Genomic DNA, 16,440 nt, shown 5'->3' with positions numbered 1-16,440 from the left:
TGGAAAGTGTGTGAGTAAGAAGTGATAGAGCGTTGGCGAAAATCTTAGATCTTGCCTCTGAGCTTGGCCAGCACATCTTTTTGTTTTAACTGGCTCATGGCCAAGTAGGCCACAGGCACCACAAACAGCGAGAAGAAGGTGCCCATCAACAAGCCACCTACCAAGACCAGGCCTATGTTTATCCGTCCAAGAGAGCCGGGGCCAGAGGCTATGGCCAATGGGATGGCGCTGAGGATCATCGCCAGCGAGGTCATCAAAATAGGACGCAGCCTTGAGCGGGCGCTGGCCATGGCGGCATCGAGGGCACTTTTGCCGGCCTGACGCTGCTTATTGGCGAACTCGACCAGCAAGATCCCGTGTTTGGTCACCAGGCCTACCAGAGTCAACAAACCTATCTGGGAATAGATATTCATACTCTGGCCAAAGAGGTTGAGAGTCAGCAAGGCTCCCACCAGACACAGGGGCACAGTGAGGAGAATGATCAAGGGATCGACAAAGCTCTCAAACTGCGCCGCCAGGATCAGATAGATAAACACCAAAGCCAGCAAAAACAGTGACTGAGTGCCTGCCTGGGAGTCCATCAGTTCTTTGATTATGCCGTTGTAGGCATAGCCCTGTGATGGAGCCAGCAGCGACGGCAGTTGCTCATCCAGCCAGAGTTTGATCTCTCCCGGGGAGTAACCCGGCATAAGATCGGCGCTGATTAGGGCGGCGTCGCGACCCATAAATGTCTTGATATTCGACTCAGCGGTTGCCTGCTTTATGGTGACAAATTGCGACAGCGGCAGCGCCTCACCCGATTCAGAGGTGACATACAGCTTACTGAGCACATTGAAGTCGCCCAGCATCTCCAGGTTAACCTGAACCTGGATAGGGTAGGTGAAGCCGTCGTCCGAGTGCAGATCGGCGGCTTTGACCGAGCCTAAAAAGGTCGACAGCGCATTGGTCACATCGCTGTAGCTGGCGCCGGAAAGGATCACCGCATTGCGATCTATGCTGAGATCGAAGCGTGGCAAGTCCCTGAGGGTCGAGTTGTTGATATTGGTCAGCCCGGGATAGTCCTCCAGCAGCTTAACCACCTTCTCGGCGGTGTGGGCCAAGGCATCTTTGTCTCTGTCCAGCGTCATCAACTGCAGTTGCAGATTGGTGGGGATATTCAAACCGTCGGCGGAGCGAACACTGAACGACATGTTGTAGGCCGACACCTGCTGTTTGGCTTTGGCTATCAGTTGATCTATCACTTCGGCGGCGGTGTCGCTGCGTTCTCCCCAAGGTTTCAGCAGCACATGGTTGACCGGGCCGCCTTCGATATAAGCCAGATTGGCGGCTACATTGGGGTTGTCATCCATAACGCTGTTGAGCTCGGCGTTGTGATTCAGATGATATTGGCGGCCAACGCCGGTGGGGCCCTTGGCGCTGGCGTCAATAAAGCCGCTGTCTTCTGTGGGCAGCAGTACCTTGGGCATGTACCAATAGAGTACGCCACCCGAAACGACCAGCAGCAAGGCAATTGCGGCCAACAGACGCTTACGGTTGAACCAGAGATCCAGTTCCTGGCTGTAGCGCTCAATCAAACGCTCCAGCCACAACTCGACCCGCTGAAACCAGGCCGGGTGTTTGTGGCTTTGCTGAATCAAATAGGCACTCATCATGGGCGAGAGGGTCAAGGCCACCACCCCTGAGATGATCACTGCCGCCGCCAGAGTGAAGGAAAACTGGCGGAACAGATCGGCCGTCAGTCCGGACATCAAACCTATCGGCAGATAAACGGCAGCCAGTGTCAATGTCATGGCTATGATGGGAAAGATGATCTCCTGGCTGCCCTTGATTGCAGCATTAAAAGGCGTTTCACCTTTTTCTATATGGCGGTAGCAGTTTTCCACCACCACTATGGCGTCGTCCACCACCAGACCTATGGCGAGGATGATTGCCAATATGGTCAGTACATTGATAGTGAACCCCTGCCAGGCCATAACGGCAAATACCCCTATGACACAGACGGGAATGGTGATAATCGGAATCGAAGCGGCTCTGAGTGAGCCGAGAAACAGCACCACAATCAGGGACACCAGCACTATGGCTTCCAGTAAGGTAGAGAATCCCTCTTCGATAGAGGCTTGAATGAAGTCGGCTTGGTTATAGACCAACTGCATCTTGAGACCGGCCGGCAACTGGTGTTGCATCCTGTCGATTTCGGTACGTATGGTTTGCGCCACTGTCACAGGGTTGGCGTTGGCCAGCGGCAGTATTTGCAGCGACATCGCCTGATGTCCGCCAATGCTCAAAAGGCTGGGCCGCAGGTTCTCTTCGCCCATCACGACATTGGCGATATCCTTCACCCGGATTATTTTGCCGCTATCGACCCGGATCACCAGATCGCGAATATCTTCTATGTTTTCAACCTGGCTGAGAGGGTTGATGGAGAAGTCGCGGGACTTGCCCACTATGGTGCCCGAGGTAAAAGTGGCGTTGTAGGTGTTCAGGGTGGCCACCACATCGGCGGCCTTGATATTGAGCGCCTTCATCTGATCCGGGTTCAGCCAAACCCTGGCGGCGCGCTGTGAGCCGCCATAGGGGCCCCATACGGCGCCCACACCGGACAGATGTTTGAATTGAGGTACAAGTTGCTGGCTGATGTAATCATACATCTGCTGCTTGGTCATACCGCCCTCGTTGACAAAGCTGATGATATTGCTGGCAGAATGGGTCGCCGACACGTCATCTGTCACTCTGGGCTTGTCTATCATGCTTTGGGGAAAGTCGTTGATGGCTTCAACGCTGGAGCGCAGCTTGTTCATCAAATTGGTGTATTCGATGTCATCTATCTCTTTGCTGAAGTTGATGGACAGAGTGCAGCTGCCTTCCTGACAGTCGGTGGTCATGGTATCGACCTTATCCAGCCCGGAGGCGGCGTCGATAAGCTTATCGGCGACATTCTCGGACATGAATTCGGCGCTGGCGCCATTGATGGATGCGCTGACCGAAGCCGAGTGAGTGTTGTAGTCAGGGAAGTATTGAATCGGCAGTTTGTCGAAAGACACCAGGCCGATCAGCACTATCATTATGCTGATCACCGAGGCGAAAATTGGGTGGCGAATACAGATTTCCGGCAGGCGCATCAGAGTTGGTCCTCTTCGGTGGCCAATAAGGCATTGGTCAGGACTCTGACTTCACCTCCCTCTTGCAGGTTTTGCATGCCTGTTCGCACCACAGTATCTGAGTTTTGCAGCCCCGATTTGATGATGACATAACCGTCATTGGTGTTGCGCCCAAGTGACACAGGGCGCTTGCTGACTTTATCGCCTTGCAGTACCCAGACAAAGCGTTCTTCATTATTGGCAATGACGGAATTTTGTGGCACCAACAAGTGCTTGATCCCCTTGCTGAATATCTGCTTTACGTTGGCAAACATTCCGGGAGCCAAGGCATGATCCGGGTTGCTCAGTTGCGCATGAACCTCCACCCGGCCCGAACTCTCATCGACAGCCGGCGCTACATAGCTGACCAGCCCTTTGAACTCGCGTCCCTTGTAAGCCTCCACTGTGAGATGCACCTCCTGACCGCGCTGCGCCTTGCCGAACTCGACTTGGCTGATGGCAAAATGCACTTCAACCGGATCCAAGCGGTACAGGGTTACCAGAGGTGTCTCTGCGGTTATTTGGGCACCGATAGAGGGAGTAAAGGAAGTTAATTGGCCATCGAAGGGGGCGATGAGGCTGTAATCGGCGAGGGTGGCCTGTTTCTGTTTGAAATCGGCGGCGGCCAGTTGCACATTTTCTTCCAGCTCATCCACATCTTGTTTTGACAGTGAATCCGGCTCTTTGGCCAGCAGGCCTCTGACTCGCTCCAGTTTGGTTTTCGCCAGAGCCAGCGTGCTGCGGGCCTTGTCGACATCGGCTTGCGCCTTGACACTGTCGAGCTCGGCAATCAAGTCACCCTGCTTGACCATGTCTCCGTTTTTGAAGTGGATCGCCGTGAGTTTGGCGCTGGCGTTGAAACTGAGGGCCACAGAGTCGATAGCCCGAATTTTACCGACTTCGTTGGCGACATCTCTAAAGGATGCCTGTTTCACCGCTTCTACGGTTACCGGAGGGGGTTGAACCTCCTGCGCCGAGAGTGATAGGGAAATTGGCAGACAAAAGATCAGTAACCAAAGACTGGAGCCTGAAAGTGTTTTCATAAACGCCCTGTATCATGGATTAAGCGGTAAGCAATTCAGTTTACCTTAATCAGGATCCAGGGCATTCCGACAATTTAAGGCATTGGTGATCTATCTTTGTGATTTTTGATCCCAATAGAGATTTTCAGGCACTAATTTGCCTGAATGTAGCACCCAGGACGCGCAGCTGTGGCAGCCTTGCAACCTGAGTGTTAAATCAGCTTTGCAATATCTTGAGTGGCAGTCCCAGCATGTCATCACCGCTACCGGCCAGATGCCAGATAACAGCCACCAGAGCCGCCACTGTCAGTAGATACCAGACAATGGAAAACACTTGCCCATATCTGTCCAGCGGTAACAGATGACTGTGATGACGCTGTTTCCACTCAAACAGAATCTCGGCGCTGCCTATCAACAACAGGAACCCCAGCAGTGCCAGCCCCAGACTGTAGCTGATAAATACCCCTATGGCAGCACCCAGAATACAGGCGATAAGGCCGATGGCACTGTTCATCGAAAAGCTGATGCTCTTGAGAATATGCCCGCCATCGAGCGGCAAAATAGGCAGCAGGTTGAACAGGTTGAGCAAGGCGTTAAAGGCCGCCAGACCGGCAAAGAAGGGATTGCCTGTGATCCAGTAGGCCACTAAGGCCGCCAGGGACATCAACAGGCCAAAGGTTGGCCCCATGATGGAGATCACCACGTCTTGCCAGCGGGTGTTGATCTTCTCATCGGACAAGGCCAGGCCGCCCATGAAGGGGATGAGGTAGATACCCTTGGTCTTCATGCCAAAATATTTCATCGCCCGGATATGGCCGTACTCGTGAAACACCAGGCAGGCAATCAGAGCCAGGGCAAACTGCAGGGAAAACAGCCAGGAGTAGGCGGCAATACTGGCTCCTGCCAGGACGACCTTGATCACCTTGGCGCTCTTGAGCAGTTTGAAGCCCAGAGACACCAGCCCCACCAGACTCAGTTTCTGCTGTTTTACCGGCGCTATGTCCGGTGTTTGCCGCTCAATATCTTTGCTATTGCGGCTGCCTTCAATCGTGACTTGCTCATCGATGAGCAAGCGATAGCTCAGCTCAAAGGGTTGCCAGTTGAGCTGGGTTTCCAGGCATACCTTGATGCTGCTGCCATCGGCGCGACTGAGGCTGAACTCATGGCTGCCAATGCCTTGGTCATCGGCGCTGGCGGCTTGTTGTGAGACTAATTGGTTATCCCAAAAAAGTTGCTGCCAACCCGCCATGGAACCTTCCAGCCTCAGAGGCTTCCCTAAGCAATCTATTTTCAGAAGTTGCAAATCTATGACTCCGGTGAGAGAAAACGCGCCGATTATACCCATGGGCACCGGGTTTTGTCAGGGAAGGTGCGAACATGTCCGTGGGGGCTCTGCATCGGCTTACAGGTTTGGATACAAGGCGCAGTTCGCAGTAAATGGCCCAAGCCCTTTGCCAGAACGCCTTAGAGACTGTCCAGATAACGCACCATCTCCAGTCCTTGGGGAAAAGTGATAAAGGCTAACTTGGCGACGCAGCAACTGCCGAGCGCGGCGGCGTGCTTTTGCACCAACAGCTTGAGGTCTGTGAGTTCGAGCTGCGTATGGCTCGGGCCTATTTGTGGCAATGAGGCCAGTACAGGTTCGTCACAGCGAATGGCCGGAAGTATGGGATAACATAAGCCGCCGGAATCTATCAGTTGATCGCCCTGGCAACTCAGGTGTTGATTCAGGCAGATATATTCCAGCCAGTCTCTTTCATTCTCGAGATACACCAGTTCGTCCGAATCTGCCGGTTTCAGAATGGCTGGCCAGGCTGGCTGTGTCATAGGGGCTCCAGGAATAAGCTGTCCCCAACACCATATCACAACGGCCTGGCGTTGCGATTAATTATCCCGCGCCGAACCGAGGCCCGGTTTAATATCAGCCGCGACTGCTGTAGTCGAAATGGACTTCTCCGTTTTGGTTTTGAACCACACAGGGGCCATGTTCCCTCTGGGTGCGCTGTTGCGCCGGGCCTATGTGAATTTCCACATTGGAGTAGATATGCTTCAGGGCTTCGACAAAGTAATGGCGATAGTAGCCTTCGGTTTCCGCCTTCAGCAGCTCGAGTTCGGTTTCTTCCCGCACTCGCTCATCATCGACGCGGTGTTTCTCTTCCAGCATCATTTTGACCTGCTCGACCATGGCCGGATCTGCCTGCCATTCGCTCTTGGGTGGCAGTTTTCTCAGTCTGGCTTCCATATCCAAACCGGCTACCACCAAAATCCGGACACTTTCTTCCAGATCTTTGAGGTTTTGGCGGTACTCTCCCAAACGCATGGCGCAGAAGAGATCTGTCTTGGTATCCGCTGTAGCGCCTATGGCGACGGCCTTGATGCCTTTTTCCGCCTTGGCAATTCCTCCCACCAGATCTCCGCGGCGGCCGTTGGCGTCGCTGACTGTGAGTTTACTGTCGGTACGGCTATTGCTGTGCAGCAGCTGCTTGGTCACCAGGATATCGCCCTGGCATTGGAGATCGGAATATTGCACAAACTGGGCCGATATCTGCCCCTTGGCTCTGATTTGGGTCGACAACTCATTGGCGCGGATCTGCCTGCCTATGATGCCCTTGCTGACGGTTACATCCCCTTCGGCCATCAAGGATGCCGAGTCGACAAAACCCATTACAGTGATATCGCCACTGCTCTTGACCTGCATCCCCTCGTGGACGTCGCCACTGATAAGGATACTGCCCTTGAAGTCGACATTGCCGTAGCCCACGTCCACATCTTTTATCTGCAATACATCATCTACCTGCATGCCGTTGCGGACTTCCACCGGCTGACCGGCAACCGTGGCGATAAGCTTGTTGCTGTCTTTGGCGCTGAACTCTGTACCTTTGCCGGCCACCATATCCAGATCTTTCCCCGGCTTGGCCGGCAATACTTCGCCGAAGACATTGTATCCTGGGGTTCCTTGAGTGGCGGGGATCCTTTCCATCAAGAGATCGCCGGCATTAACCATGATGACTGCGCCCAGGTTGCGCATGTCCACTGTGCCATCCTCCCGCTCCTGTGGGTGCAGCAGGCGCTCACGGGCCAGGGGCACTTTGCGATCCAATCTGGCATGGTTGCCGTTCACCGCCACCTTGCCACAGGCAATAGTGCCTTCTATGGTTTCGCCCGGTTTACTCTGCTTCAGGCGTTTGAGCATGGTTTCTATCTTGATTTTCGACAGTCCCATGCAGATCTTCTCTTCTTTCAGGCGGCGAAGAATGTCCGGCAAGGTGATCTCTTTACCGCCCCAGGCGGCAGTGAGGGTCATACCGGCTTGCATCTTATCTTTACTGGGCTGGAGTGATATCTGGCCGTCACGGCGCTCGGCTATCTGAAAGAACTGCTCGAACTGACCATCTTCTTCGGCGTAAAGCTTATTGACGTCCTTGACGGCTTTGGCGATTTGACTGTCCAGCGGACAGAGATTGGCGAAGTCTGGTAGGGCCAACAGATGACGTATGGCTTCCTCGGTCACGGGGCCATGGGTTTTGGGGATGAGCCTCAGCTCGGCAAATTGCTTATTGCTGCTGAGTTCAACGAGATCCGGCGCCAGCATATTAAAGTTATCCAGGTTAGTTATACCCTTCCTTTTCGAAGTTTAAACATCGAGTACCAAGCTGTTTGTTGACGCCATAACTATGCTATGGCGAGACAACAGGCGCGTATCGACTGAATCAACTCCTGTACGGAATGGTACTATTATTATTTTCCCGACTGCTGTTGAGTATAGCAACATAAGCTCGCCAAAACGAAGCCTGTTGTTAACATATTATTAGCAGTTGCTCAAAAGATAATAGCCCTGAATACTTATAAAAATCTTTGATCTCTTAGCGAAAAGTTACCAAAATTGCCCGGCGTTACTTTTTGTTACTGATATTCCGGTAAAGCTTGTATTTGTTGTTTTCGGCAATCACGTTCACGTTACCGAAATGGGCCGCGATTGTGTCGCTGTAGGGCAGGTGACGATTGGCCACTATCTGCCATACTCCTCTGTCCCTTAGCCTGTTGGCGCTGTCGGCGATAAAGCTTTCGGCAATATGGGTGGTGGCTGCCAAGCCATCGTGAAACGGCGGGTTGGAGATGATGGCGTCGAACTCGCCCTGAGTGGCGCTCAATCCATCGGATGGATAGACTTTGGCGCTCAGGCCGTTGGCCTTCAGTGTCAGCTCACAGGACAGCAGTGCCATGGCGTTGATGTCGACACAATCCAGATTAAGCTCAGGTTGAACCTTGAGCAGGGCGGCGGCAATCACTCCGGCGCCGCAGCCAAAGTCCAGTACCCGTCCCTCGAGCTTGGGCAGATGAGACAGCAACAGCTCAGTGCCCAGATCCAGGCGTTTTTCACTGAATACCCCGGCCATATTGCAGATTTGTATGTCCCCTTGGGGAGTGGGCAAGCTGTAATGGCTGACAAAGGCTTCAATATCCAGCGCAGTTGGGCTGGCGATGGCCTCGGCGGCAAACAGTAGGCAGTGACGGGCGTTGTCCAGTTTGGCCGCATTGCTGAACCAGCGGCTTTGCTGTTTGGCAAACGACCTTATCCCGCCTTTGTTTTCCCCTATGACCAGTAGTTGACCTCCCGGTTGCAGGTGCAGCGCCGCCAGTTCCAGCAGATAAGCGAGCAGCGGCTTGGCCTTGGGGTAGTAGACCACAACCGTCTCGAACCTGTCAGTATGGGGCAACTGGTGGCCAAAGTAACAATGGAGCTCGGCCTTGGCTTGCGACTTAAGCTGTTGGAAGTGATTGAAATCCAGCGCCATGGCATCGACTCTGGGGCACAGGTTCAAAAGCTCTCTGGCGCAGCTGTCGCTCTCATGGTTGAGCAGCAGCAGGCTTTGGCCTTCAAATAGCGCACTGTTGCGCAGCAGTAATTGCGATGGCGGTGTCAGCAACATTGGGGACTTCCAAGGATAAAATCTGCCGCGCATTATAGCCAATCAGTGGCGGCAGCGGGCAAGAGTTATGGCCGGCAAACATAAAAAAAGCGGCCAAGGCCGCTTTTTGCAAGGTTAAGCATTACTGAGCAGCCCTTTGCCCCTTGGGCAGTAAGCTTATCAGTTTGGAGGCTATATCCGTGTTGTCCTGGTTGCCGATAAACAGTTCGGCGCCCGGGCCTGTGGCAAACACCTGCACATCTGTGCCGGTATGGCCGCCAGTGGTCCAGCCTGTGTTGGAGCGGCGATCCACTTCCTGTTTGATAGCGCTGGCCAGCGTCTCTTTGCCTTGCATTCTGGCCTTGGTCAATTGTTCAAGCAACGCGGGTTCCAGCTCAAAACCCAGGCCTTGAGCCAGCGGCGCTTGCCAGTCTTCTGCGGTCAACGCTGCGGCGGCCAGGGTATCAATACTGGCAGACAGCCCCTTGAGCACCTCTGGGTTCCAGGCATATTTGCCCTTGCTGCCGATGGAGAGACCACCGGTATTGTGATCTGCGGTGGCCACCATCAGGGTATTGGGGTTTTGGCGCACGAACTGTTCGACCACTTCCATGGTATGGGCAAATTCATCCATCTCCGCCATGGCGGCGGCGATGTCGTTGTTGTGACCGGCCCAGTCGATCAGGCTGCCTTCAACCAGCAACACAAAGCCGTTGGGGTTTTGTGACAAGAGCTCCAGTGCCTTGCCTGTCATGGTGCTGAGGCGATGGCCGTCCTTGTCGTCCAGCACCCAGGGTAGTTGCACTTCGGCAAACAGGCCCATTACCTTGGGCTGTTTGATGCTTTCAAGCGCGCTGAACTCCTGCAAAATTTGATAGCCCTTGGCATCAAACTTGGCCAGCAGCTCCTGATCGAAGTATTTCTGGCCGCCCCCCAGCATCACATCGGCATCCGTCTCCAGATACTTGTTGGCCAGCTCGACATAGTTTTTGCGACTTTCGCTGTGAGACAGAAAGGCCGCCGGCGTGGCGTGATTTATCTGGGAAGTGACCGCCACTCCCGTGCTCATGCCCCGCTGCTTGGCCTTTTCCATTATGGTCGGGATCGGCTGCTTCTGGGGGTCGACCGAGATGGCGCCGTTATAGCTTTTTACTCCGGTTGCCAGCGCAGTTGCCGCGGCGGCGGAGTCGGTGACATAGCCACTGACTCTGGCGGGGTAGGTACTGGCCATACCGACCAACAGGCGATCAAATACCGTCTGTTCTATCTCTTCGGTATCCGGGTTGTCATTGAAATACCGGTAGGCGCTGGTATAAGCCGGCCCCATGCCATCACCGACCATGATCACGATATTTTGTGGTCTGGAAGGGGCGGGATTGGGCAACTGATTGGCATCGGCTGCCAGTGGCAGCAGCAATGACAGCCCCAGCAATGCGCCCGTGAGTTGGCTCAGTTTCATCAGAGTCTCATCCTTGTTGTTTTTGTTGCAGTCTTTGCTCAATGGCATTCATCAGCATGCCGGTGATATTGACATCGAAAGCCGCTTCAATCTCTTTGATGCAAGTTGGGCTGGTGACATTGATTTCGGTGAGCTTATCCCCAATCACATCCAGACCGACGAAGATCAGGCCACGCTTTTTAAGCTCAGGGCCCAGGGCTCTGGCAATGGCCCAGTCACTTTCAGACAGAGGCTGGGCAACACCGCTGCCACCGGCCGCCAGGTTACCGCGGGTTTCACCCTTCTTGGGGATACGCGCTAAACAGTAGGGTACAGGTTCGCCGTCGATGACCAGAATACGCTTGTCACCCTTGGTGATCTCGGGAATAAACACCTGCGCCATGGCATAGTTTTGGCCGTAATCTGTCAGGGTTTCTATAATAACCCCCAGGTTGGGGTCGTCCTGCTTGACCCTGAATATGGATGTGCCGCCCATGCCGTCAAGCGGCTTGAGGATCACATCGCCATGCTGGGCATGGAAAGCGCGTAACCGCTGCGGGTCGCTACTGACCAGTGTGGTGGGGGTAAATTGGCTGAACCAGGCGGTAAACAGCTTTTCATTGGCATCACGCAGGCTCTGTGGCTTGTTGACTATCAATACCCCGGCCTCTTCGGCGCGCTCCAGCATGTAAGTGGCGTAGATATATTCGGTATCGAACGGTGGGTCCTTACGCATCAGAATCACATCCAGCTCCTTGAGCGGCGTGTCGGTCGCTTCACCCAACTGGTACCAATCAGTGGGATCTTCCCGAACCTTGAGCGGCCGCATCTTGGCCCAGGCTTCACCCTGCAGCAGTGCCAGATCCTGCATCTCCATATAGAAGAGCTCATAGCCGCGGGACTGCGCCGCCAACAACATGGCGAAGCTGGAGTCTTTCTTGATGTTGATATCCTTGATGGGGTCCATCACTATGCCGAGCTTGATCATGATGCCTTTCCTTTATTCGTTGCGCCCTCAGGGCGGAAAATGGTTAGCCCAGGTCGCCGAATCTGAGCTGCAATGCGGTAATGGCGGTTAGCGCCGCGGTTTCGGTGCGCAGTACTCTGGGGCCGAGCAGGACTTCGGTAAATGCCTGGGTTTCTGTCATGGCAATTTCCTGCTCCGACAGGCCGCCTTCCGGACCTATCAAGAGCCGCACCTTGTTGTTTGGCAGTTCAAGGCCATTGATGCCGTGAGCGGCTCTGGGATGCAGATTGAGTTTCAGTGCCGTTGTCGGCTCGGCGCACCAGGCTGCCAGCTCCATTACCGGTCTCACTTCAGGGACCCGGCTACGGCCGGATTGCTCACAGGCGCTGATAACAATTTTTTGCCACTGCTGCAGTTTCTTTTCCAACCTGTCGCCGCTGAGTTTAACGCCGCAACGCTCTGAAAACAGTGGCGTGATGGTGTTAACCCCCAACTCTACCGATTTTTGTAAGGTGAAGTCCATGCGATCGCCGCGGGAGATCACTTGCCCAAGGTGCATATCCAGGGGGGACTCAGAGGGATTGTCCATGGCAGACAGCACGTGTACATCCACGGCTTTCTTTCCGGCGCTGACGATAGTGGCCGGATAGTCTTTGCCGTCACCATTGAACAGGCTTATCTGCTCGCCGCTGCTCATGCGCAGCACTCGGCCGACATGGGCGCTGGCGTCATCATCCAATGACAGAACTTGGCCTGAGGTTATCGGGCCTGTGTGATAAATTCTCGGCACTCTCATGCTCTGTATTCCTTAGGCTTATTCTGCGCTGCCGCTGAGGCCGCTTTGGTTGCAGGCTTTCTGCACCAATGGGTTGTGATTGCCCTGAGAGGCGGCTATTGCCTGATCTCGCCGGCACTCAATAGTATCAACTGGATAGCTTTTGTCCCACGCCTTGAACAACTTTAATTGGCTGGAGGCTATCTTGAGCCCATAGGTCTGCTGCATATAGAGGTAGGTACGGGCGATGCGTCCTCTTGCCTGCGCCGGTGGCTCTGCCTTGCGGCCCTTGAAGTCGACTGTCATCTGACACTGGCCATATTGGTTTGGCTTGGCGTTCCACTGACTGAACCTGAAGTTGGATCTGTCGCCATTGACCTCTCCCACGGCCGGCACCAGATTGTGCAGGTCGGCCTCCATGCGCTTAAAGGTCTTATCTTTGCTGCTGCAGTTCTTACGGCCGCCGTTTTGCCAGCACTGTAACTGATGGCCAAACTCCCAGGCAGGTACTATGTGCTCCCATTCGATGCGGTTGGCACGGGTCTCTTGTTTGCGAATCTGATAACCGCAACTTGCCAAATCCGGCTGCCATTTCTTGCCTTCCATTTTGATGGCGCAGCCACAGTAGAAACTGACTGCCGGCAGCGTTTGACTGTAAATCACCTTGGCGCGTTTCTTGGCTTCGGAAAAACTGCTTGGATGGCTGGGCGATGCCAGCACAGAAGAGGCCGCCAAAAGCAGCGGCAGGGCCACAAGTGGCCGCAGGTGCAATGAAATCACGCTATTCCCTAAAATCATAACTTCGGGCGCCGACAGCCGATACCTCAGGTGCCAGACTTGGAATTGTTGCAGCAGATAGTAAAAGAAGCCGCCAGGCTTGGCAACTTGGCTCAGGATGGCTGAGGGCTAAGCAGTTGGCCGCAGCGGCGGCATTGATATTTAGCCTGGCCCCGCACGACCTTGTTATGACGGCGAATGCTAAGCTCTACTACACCGCAGCCACATTGATAGGGCAGGGTTCTGGGTTTGACCGAGCTGATATCCATCGAGTGAGTGGTACGCGGCGCCAGGCCATAAATCCGCCGCATCAGGCTCTGCCACTCCTTGCCATGAGGTCGGGTCTTGCCATGTAGTTGGAAACAGAGCAGGTGACAGATTTCGTGTGGAACCACCTCATGGGTGAAGGTGTGCAGGTTTTGCTCCAGTAGCACCGGATTGAAGCGCAAGCGGTTCTCGGTTGGATGAGCGGTACCGGCGCTGCGGCCTCGCAGGGCAAAGCTGACCGAAGGGCGCTTTAGCGCTCGGCCCAGGGCGGCCTCCGCCTTGAGATAGCAAAGCTCTATTGCATCGAGCACGGCCTGCTGCGCCTCACTAGCGGCAACTTCAGGCTGTGGCTCAGGTGCTTGGTTGTATTCAGAGGTGCCGGCGTTTTTAAGGGATCTGAACAACTGACTCAGCATGAGAAACTCAAATTGGCATGAATTGGTGGCAAATAAGCAGAGGCGCAACTGCGCCTCTGTTGAATCAGGGATTATAAACTTTTGGCCGCCGCTGTCAGCATGGCTTTGACCTGCTCGACTATCGCTTCTTCGGTAGCGGGCTCGAAACCGGCAATTCTCGGGGTATGAATATGCCCGGTGGGAATGCGGCTGCCGAGTTGGTTTTGCAGCAGGATAGCCCGGTAAGAGATCTCATTGGACAGGTAACCGCCGCCAGACCCCTCCACCGAAGTGCTGTTTTGCAATTCGCTCAGGCTGCTTGCCTGAAACTCGCCACGGGAAAGGGTGCTGACAGTATGGTTGTCGTTGGTTTTCCAGCGGCCGTTTACGTTCTGCATGGCTGCTACCGGCAGGGAGAACTCGACAAACTCAGGACCATTGAGGGTGTCGTTTTCCAGCTTGGGTGGCAGAGGTCGCTGTTTACTGGCGCCGGTAAAAACATTGCGGTTGTCCGGGGCTTCGGCGCTGCGGTTGCGGCCCGGAAAGCGTTCCAGATCGAAGTCGCTGCGCCCCATACTGACAGTGACCACCATGTCGACACTCTTGTCGCGATAAACTGGGGTTAACAGCGACTCTATGATGCCCTCATCAAAGTCGGCGAAACGTACCGGGATCATCACTGTCTCTATCTGTGCCTGGCGGCCGTTAACCGAGAAGCGGTAACCATCCAATGCCAGGGCAACCAGACCTGAAGGGTTGCTCTGCTCTATATTGCGATCGAGAAAGAAGGGGTCGAATCCGGTCAGCAGTATCTTGATGCTGGCATCATCCTTAAAGTCAATATCGCTGAAGCCTCGGGATGACTTTTCCACCGCCTTGGTCAGTATTTCTCTTTGCCAGGAGGCGATATTGAACTTGGGCGACTGTTTGCCCAGCTCTGCTCGCATCTGCAACCGGCTCCAGTAAAGGGAGCGGTCGTCGTTGTGACCTGACTGCACATCTCTGACCGCCTGTTGCCACAGGCGTTGCCCCTGGTGCGCCACCATCTGGGTAACCTTGAGCTCATCGGTATGTTGACGGTATTTCGTTACCAGATCATCTGTCAATGCCTGATAGCGCTGGACGACTTGGGGCATTTTTTCGTTGGCGGCAGGCAGGCGATCCTCTTCGACACCGGCCTGAGCCGACAGAGAAACCAGAGTACCCGACAGCAGGGCTATGGCCAGGCTGGGCTTAAACATGGCAGTTCCTTTCGCTTATAGAGTTGTAAAGTTAGGGAAGGTGCGAATAAGTCCTCGTGGCACTCTGGCTTGCACAGCAATTGGCGTTCAAGGCATCTGACGGAAGGCATGCCGGGGCCTGTCGAAGTCAGATAACGCAGAGAGCCGGTTGCTGTGAAAGCCCCGAAGGGCGTGGTTTACAGGTCTGCCTGCTGTGTTGTGCTTCTTGCAAAGGACTAAGGCCATTTGCTGCGAACCACGCCTTGCATCCAGGCCTGTAAGCCGACGCAGAGCACACATGGGACTTGTTTGCACCTTCCTCAAGTATGCAACACTCGCCAGCAACTGGAAAGCTATCTGTTACCTTGCCAGATTGTTGCCACAATTGAGCAGGGCTTTGCCAGACCATTATTCACCCCAGGGCTGTATGCTTGTTGCTTTGACCGCCGGGAATAATAGGGGAATGAGATGAATAAAGGTTTGCACAGAAAGCGCCTGAGTAAGCGTTTGCTGCTGCCCATGTTGCTGTGTTTATTGGCTCAACAAACGCAGGCTGTGGCAGCTGAGCAGACCAAGGTCTGTGACGTCGGCTCTGAGGTCACGGCCGAGGGGTGGCAAGAGGTACGCCGCTGGGACAAGCTGTTCGAATCCGCCGGTGTTAAAGGCAGTTTACTGCTTTGGGATCAAAAGCGTTCTTTGGGGCTCTCCAACAATCTAAGTCGCGCCGCCGAAGGCTTTATTCCGGCTTCCACCTTCAAGATCCCCTCCAGCCTTATTGCGTTGGAAACCGGGGCGGTGCGCGATGAAACCAGTCGTTTTAGCTGGGACGGAAAGGTTCGTGAAATTGCCGCCTGGAACAGGGACCAGAGTTTTCGCACCGCAATGAAGTACTCTGTGGTGCCTGTATATCAGCAGTTGGCCAGGGAGATAGGCCCCAAAGTGATGGCAGCTATGGTGCGGCAGCTGGAATATGGCAATCAGGATATCGGTGGCCAAGCGGACAGCTTCTGGCTCGACGGCCAACTGAGAATTACAGCATTTCAACAAGTGGATTTTCTAAGGCAACTGCATGACAACAAGTTACCTGTGTCCGAGCGCAGCCAGCGAATTGTCAAACAGATGATGCTGACCGAAGCGAGTACTGACTATATCATTCGTGCCAAGACAGGCTATGGTGTGCGGCGTACGCCGGCCATAGGTTGGTGGGTCGGTTGGTTGGAGTTGGACGACAACACTGTCTATTTCGCCGTTAACCTGGATCTGGCCTCGGCCAGCCAGTTACCGTTGCGCCAACAACTGGTGAAACAGGTGCTCAAGCAGGAACAGCTGCTGCCTTGAGTCTGGCTGGCACGGAATAGAGAGCCAAGACATAAGTCAGAGAAGGCCAACTTGTGTGCTGTGTTATCTGACTTCGACAGGCCCCGGCATGCCTTCAGTCAGATGCCTTGAACGCCAATTGCTGTGCAAGCCACTCTTTACATCACGAGAGTGCCACGAGGACTTATTCGCACCTTCCTTCATCTGCAAAGATT

At 54.4% G+C, this 16,440-nt stretch carries 13 protein-coding genes; 1 reads left to right on the top strand and 12 read right to left on the bottom strand.

Annotated features, from left to right (window positions below):
* Positions 1-44: 44 nt before the first annotated feature.
* The 12 genes from E1N14_RS18020 to E1N14_RS17965 form a co-directional block, all read right to left on the bottom strand.
* Positions 45-3,119 (bottom strand): efflux RND transporter permease subunit, encoded by a 3,075-nt coding sequence (locus tag E1N14_RS18020; protein WP_025008907.1) that lies wholly within the window; start codon positions 3,117-3,119, stop codon positions 45-47.
* Positions 3,119-4,180: an efflux RND transporter periplasmic adaptor subunit gene (locus E1N14_RS18015; RefSeq protein ID WP_025008908.1), complete on the bottom strand. Its 1,062-nt coding sequence runs from the start codon at positions 4,178-4,180 to the stop codon at positions 3,119-3,121. Before E1N14_RS18015 ends, E1N14_RS18020 begins: the two co-directional genes overlap by 1 nt.
* Positions 4,181-4,376: 196 nt before the next feature.
* Positions 4,377-5,504, bottom strand: coding sequence for a site-2 protease family protein (locus tag E1N14_RS18010; RefSeq protein WP_174539790.1), 1,128 nt, complete (start codon positions 5,502-5,504; stop codon positions 4,377-4,379).
* 119 nt (positions 5,505-5,623) lie between these two features.
* Positions 5,624-5,986: a DUF4144 family protein gene (locus E1N14_RS18005; RefSeq protein ID WP_025008910.1), complete on the bottom strand. Its 363-nt coding sequence runs from the start codon at positions 5,984-5,986 to the stop codon at positions 5,624-5,626.
* 94 nt (positions 5,987-6,080) lie between these two features.
* Positions 6,081-7,751, bottom strand: coding sequence for a DUF342 domain-containing protein (locus E1N14_RS18000; protein ID WP_025008911.1), 1,671 nt, complete (start codon positions 7,749-7,751; stop codon positions 6,081-6,083).
* A gap of 301 nt (positions 7,752-8,052) precedes the next feature.
* On the bottom strand, positions 8,053-9,087 hold the full coding sequence (locus E1N14_RS17995; RefSeq protein WP_025008912.1) for a class I SAM-dependent methyltransferase: 1,035 nt from the start codon (positions 9,085-9,087) through the stop codon (positions 8,053-8,055).
* Positions 9,088-9,211: 124 nt separating this feature from the next.
* Complete coding sequence (locus E1N14_RS17990; protein ID WP_025008913.1) at positions 9,212-10,528, bottom strand: alkaline phosphatase; 1,317 nt, start codon at positions 10,526-10,528, stop codon at positions 9,212-9,214.
* 7 nt (positions 10,529-10,535) lie between these two features.
* Entirely contained in the window at positions 10,536-11,495 is a 960-nt protein-coding gene (gene gshB, locus E1N14_RS17985) for a glutathione synthase (protein ID WP_025008914.1), read from the bottom strand.
* A gap of 43 nt (positions 11,496-11,538) precedes the next feature.
* Complete coding sequence (gene rsmE, locus E1N14_RS17980; protein ID WP_025008915.1) at positions 11,539-12,270, bottom strand: 16S rRNA (uracil(1498)-N(3))-methyltransferase; 732 nt, start codon at positions 12,268-12,270, stop codon at positions 11,539-11,541.
* 18 nt (positions 12,271-12,288) lie between these two features.
* On the bottom strand, positions 12,289-13,044 hold the full coding sequence (locus tag E1N14_RS17975) for an endonuclease (protein WP_025008916.1): 756 nt from the start codon (positions 13,042-13,044) through the stop codon (positions 12,289-12,291).
* A 95-nt stretch (positions 13,045-13,139) separates the two neighbouring features.
* Positions 13,140-13,709 carry a SprT family zinc-dependent metalloprotease gene (locus E1N14_RS17970; RefSeq protein ID WP_037436206.1) on the bottom strand — a complete coding sequence of 190 codons (570 nt, stop codon included), beginning with the start codon at positions 13,707-13,709 and terminating at the stop codon, positions 13,140-13,142.
* Positions 13,710-13,780: 71 nt separating this feature from the next.
* A complete protein-coding gene (locus E1N14_RS17965; protein WP_025008918.1) occupies positions 13,781-14,929 on the bottom strand; it encodes a pyroglutamyl-peptidase I in 1,149 nt (382 codons plus the stop codon).
* 447 nt (positions 14,930-15,376) lie between these two features.
* Here E1N14_RS17965 and blaOXA point away from each other — a divergent pair, with 447 nt between their 5' ends.
* On the top strand, positions 15,377-16,246 hold the full coding sequence (gene blaOXA / locus E1N14_RS17960; RefSeq protein WP_025008919.1) for an OXA-55 family carbapenem-hydrolyzing class D beta-lactamase: 870 nt from the start codon (positions 15,377-15,379) through the stop codon (positions 16,244-16,246).
* Positions 16,247-16,440 lie beyond the last annotated feature (194 nt).

The sequence above is a fragment of the Shewanella algae genome, from assembly GCF_009183365.2.
GTDB classification, from domain to species: domain Bacteria; phylum Pseudomonadota; class Gammaproteobacteria; order Enterobacterales; family Shewanellaceae; genus Shewanella; species Shewanella algae.
Note: the sequence above shows the minus strand (reverse complement) of the source record. Positions and strands in the feature narration are given on the sequence as shown.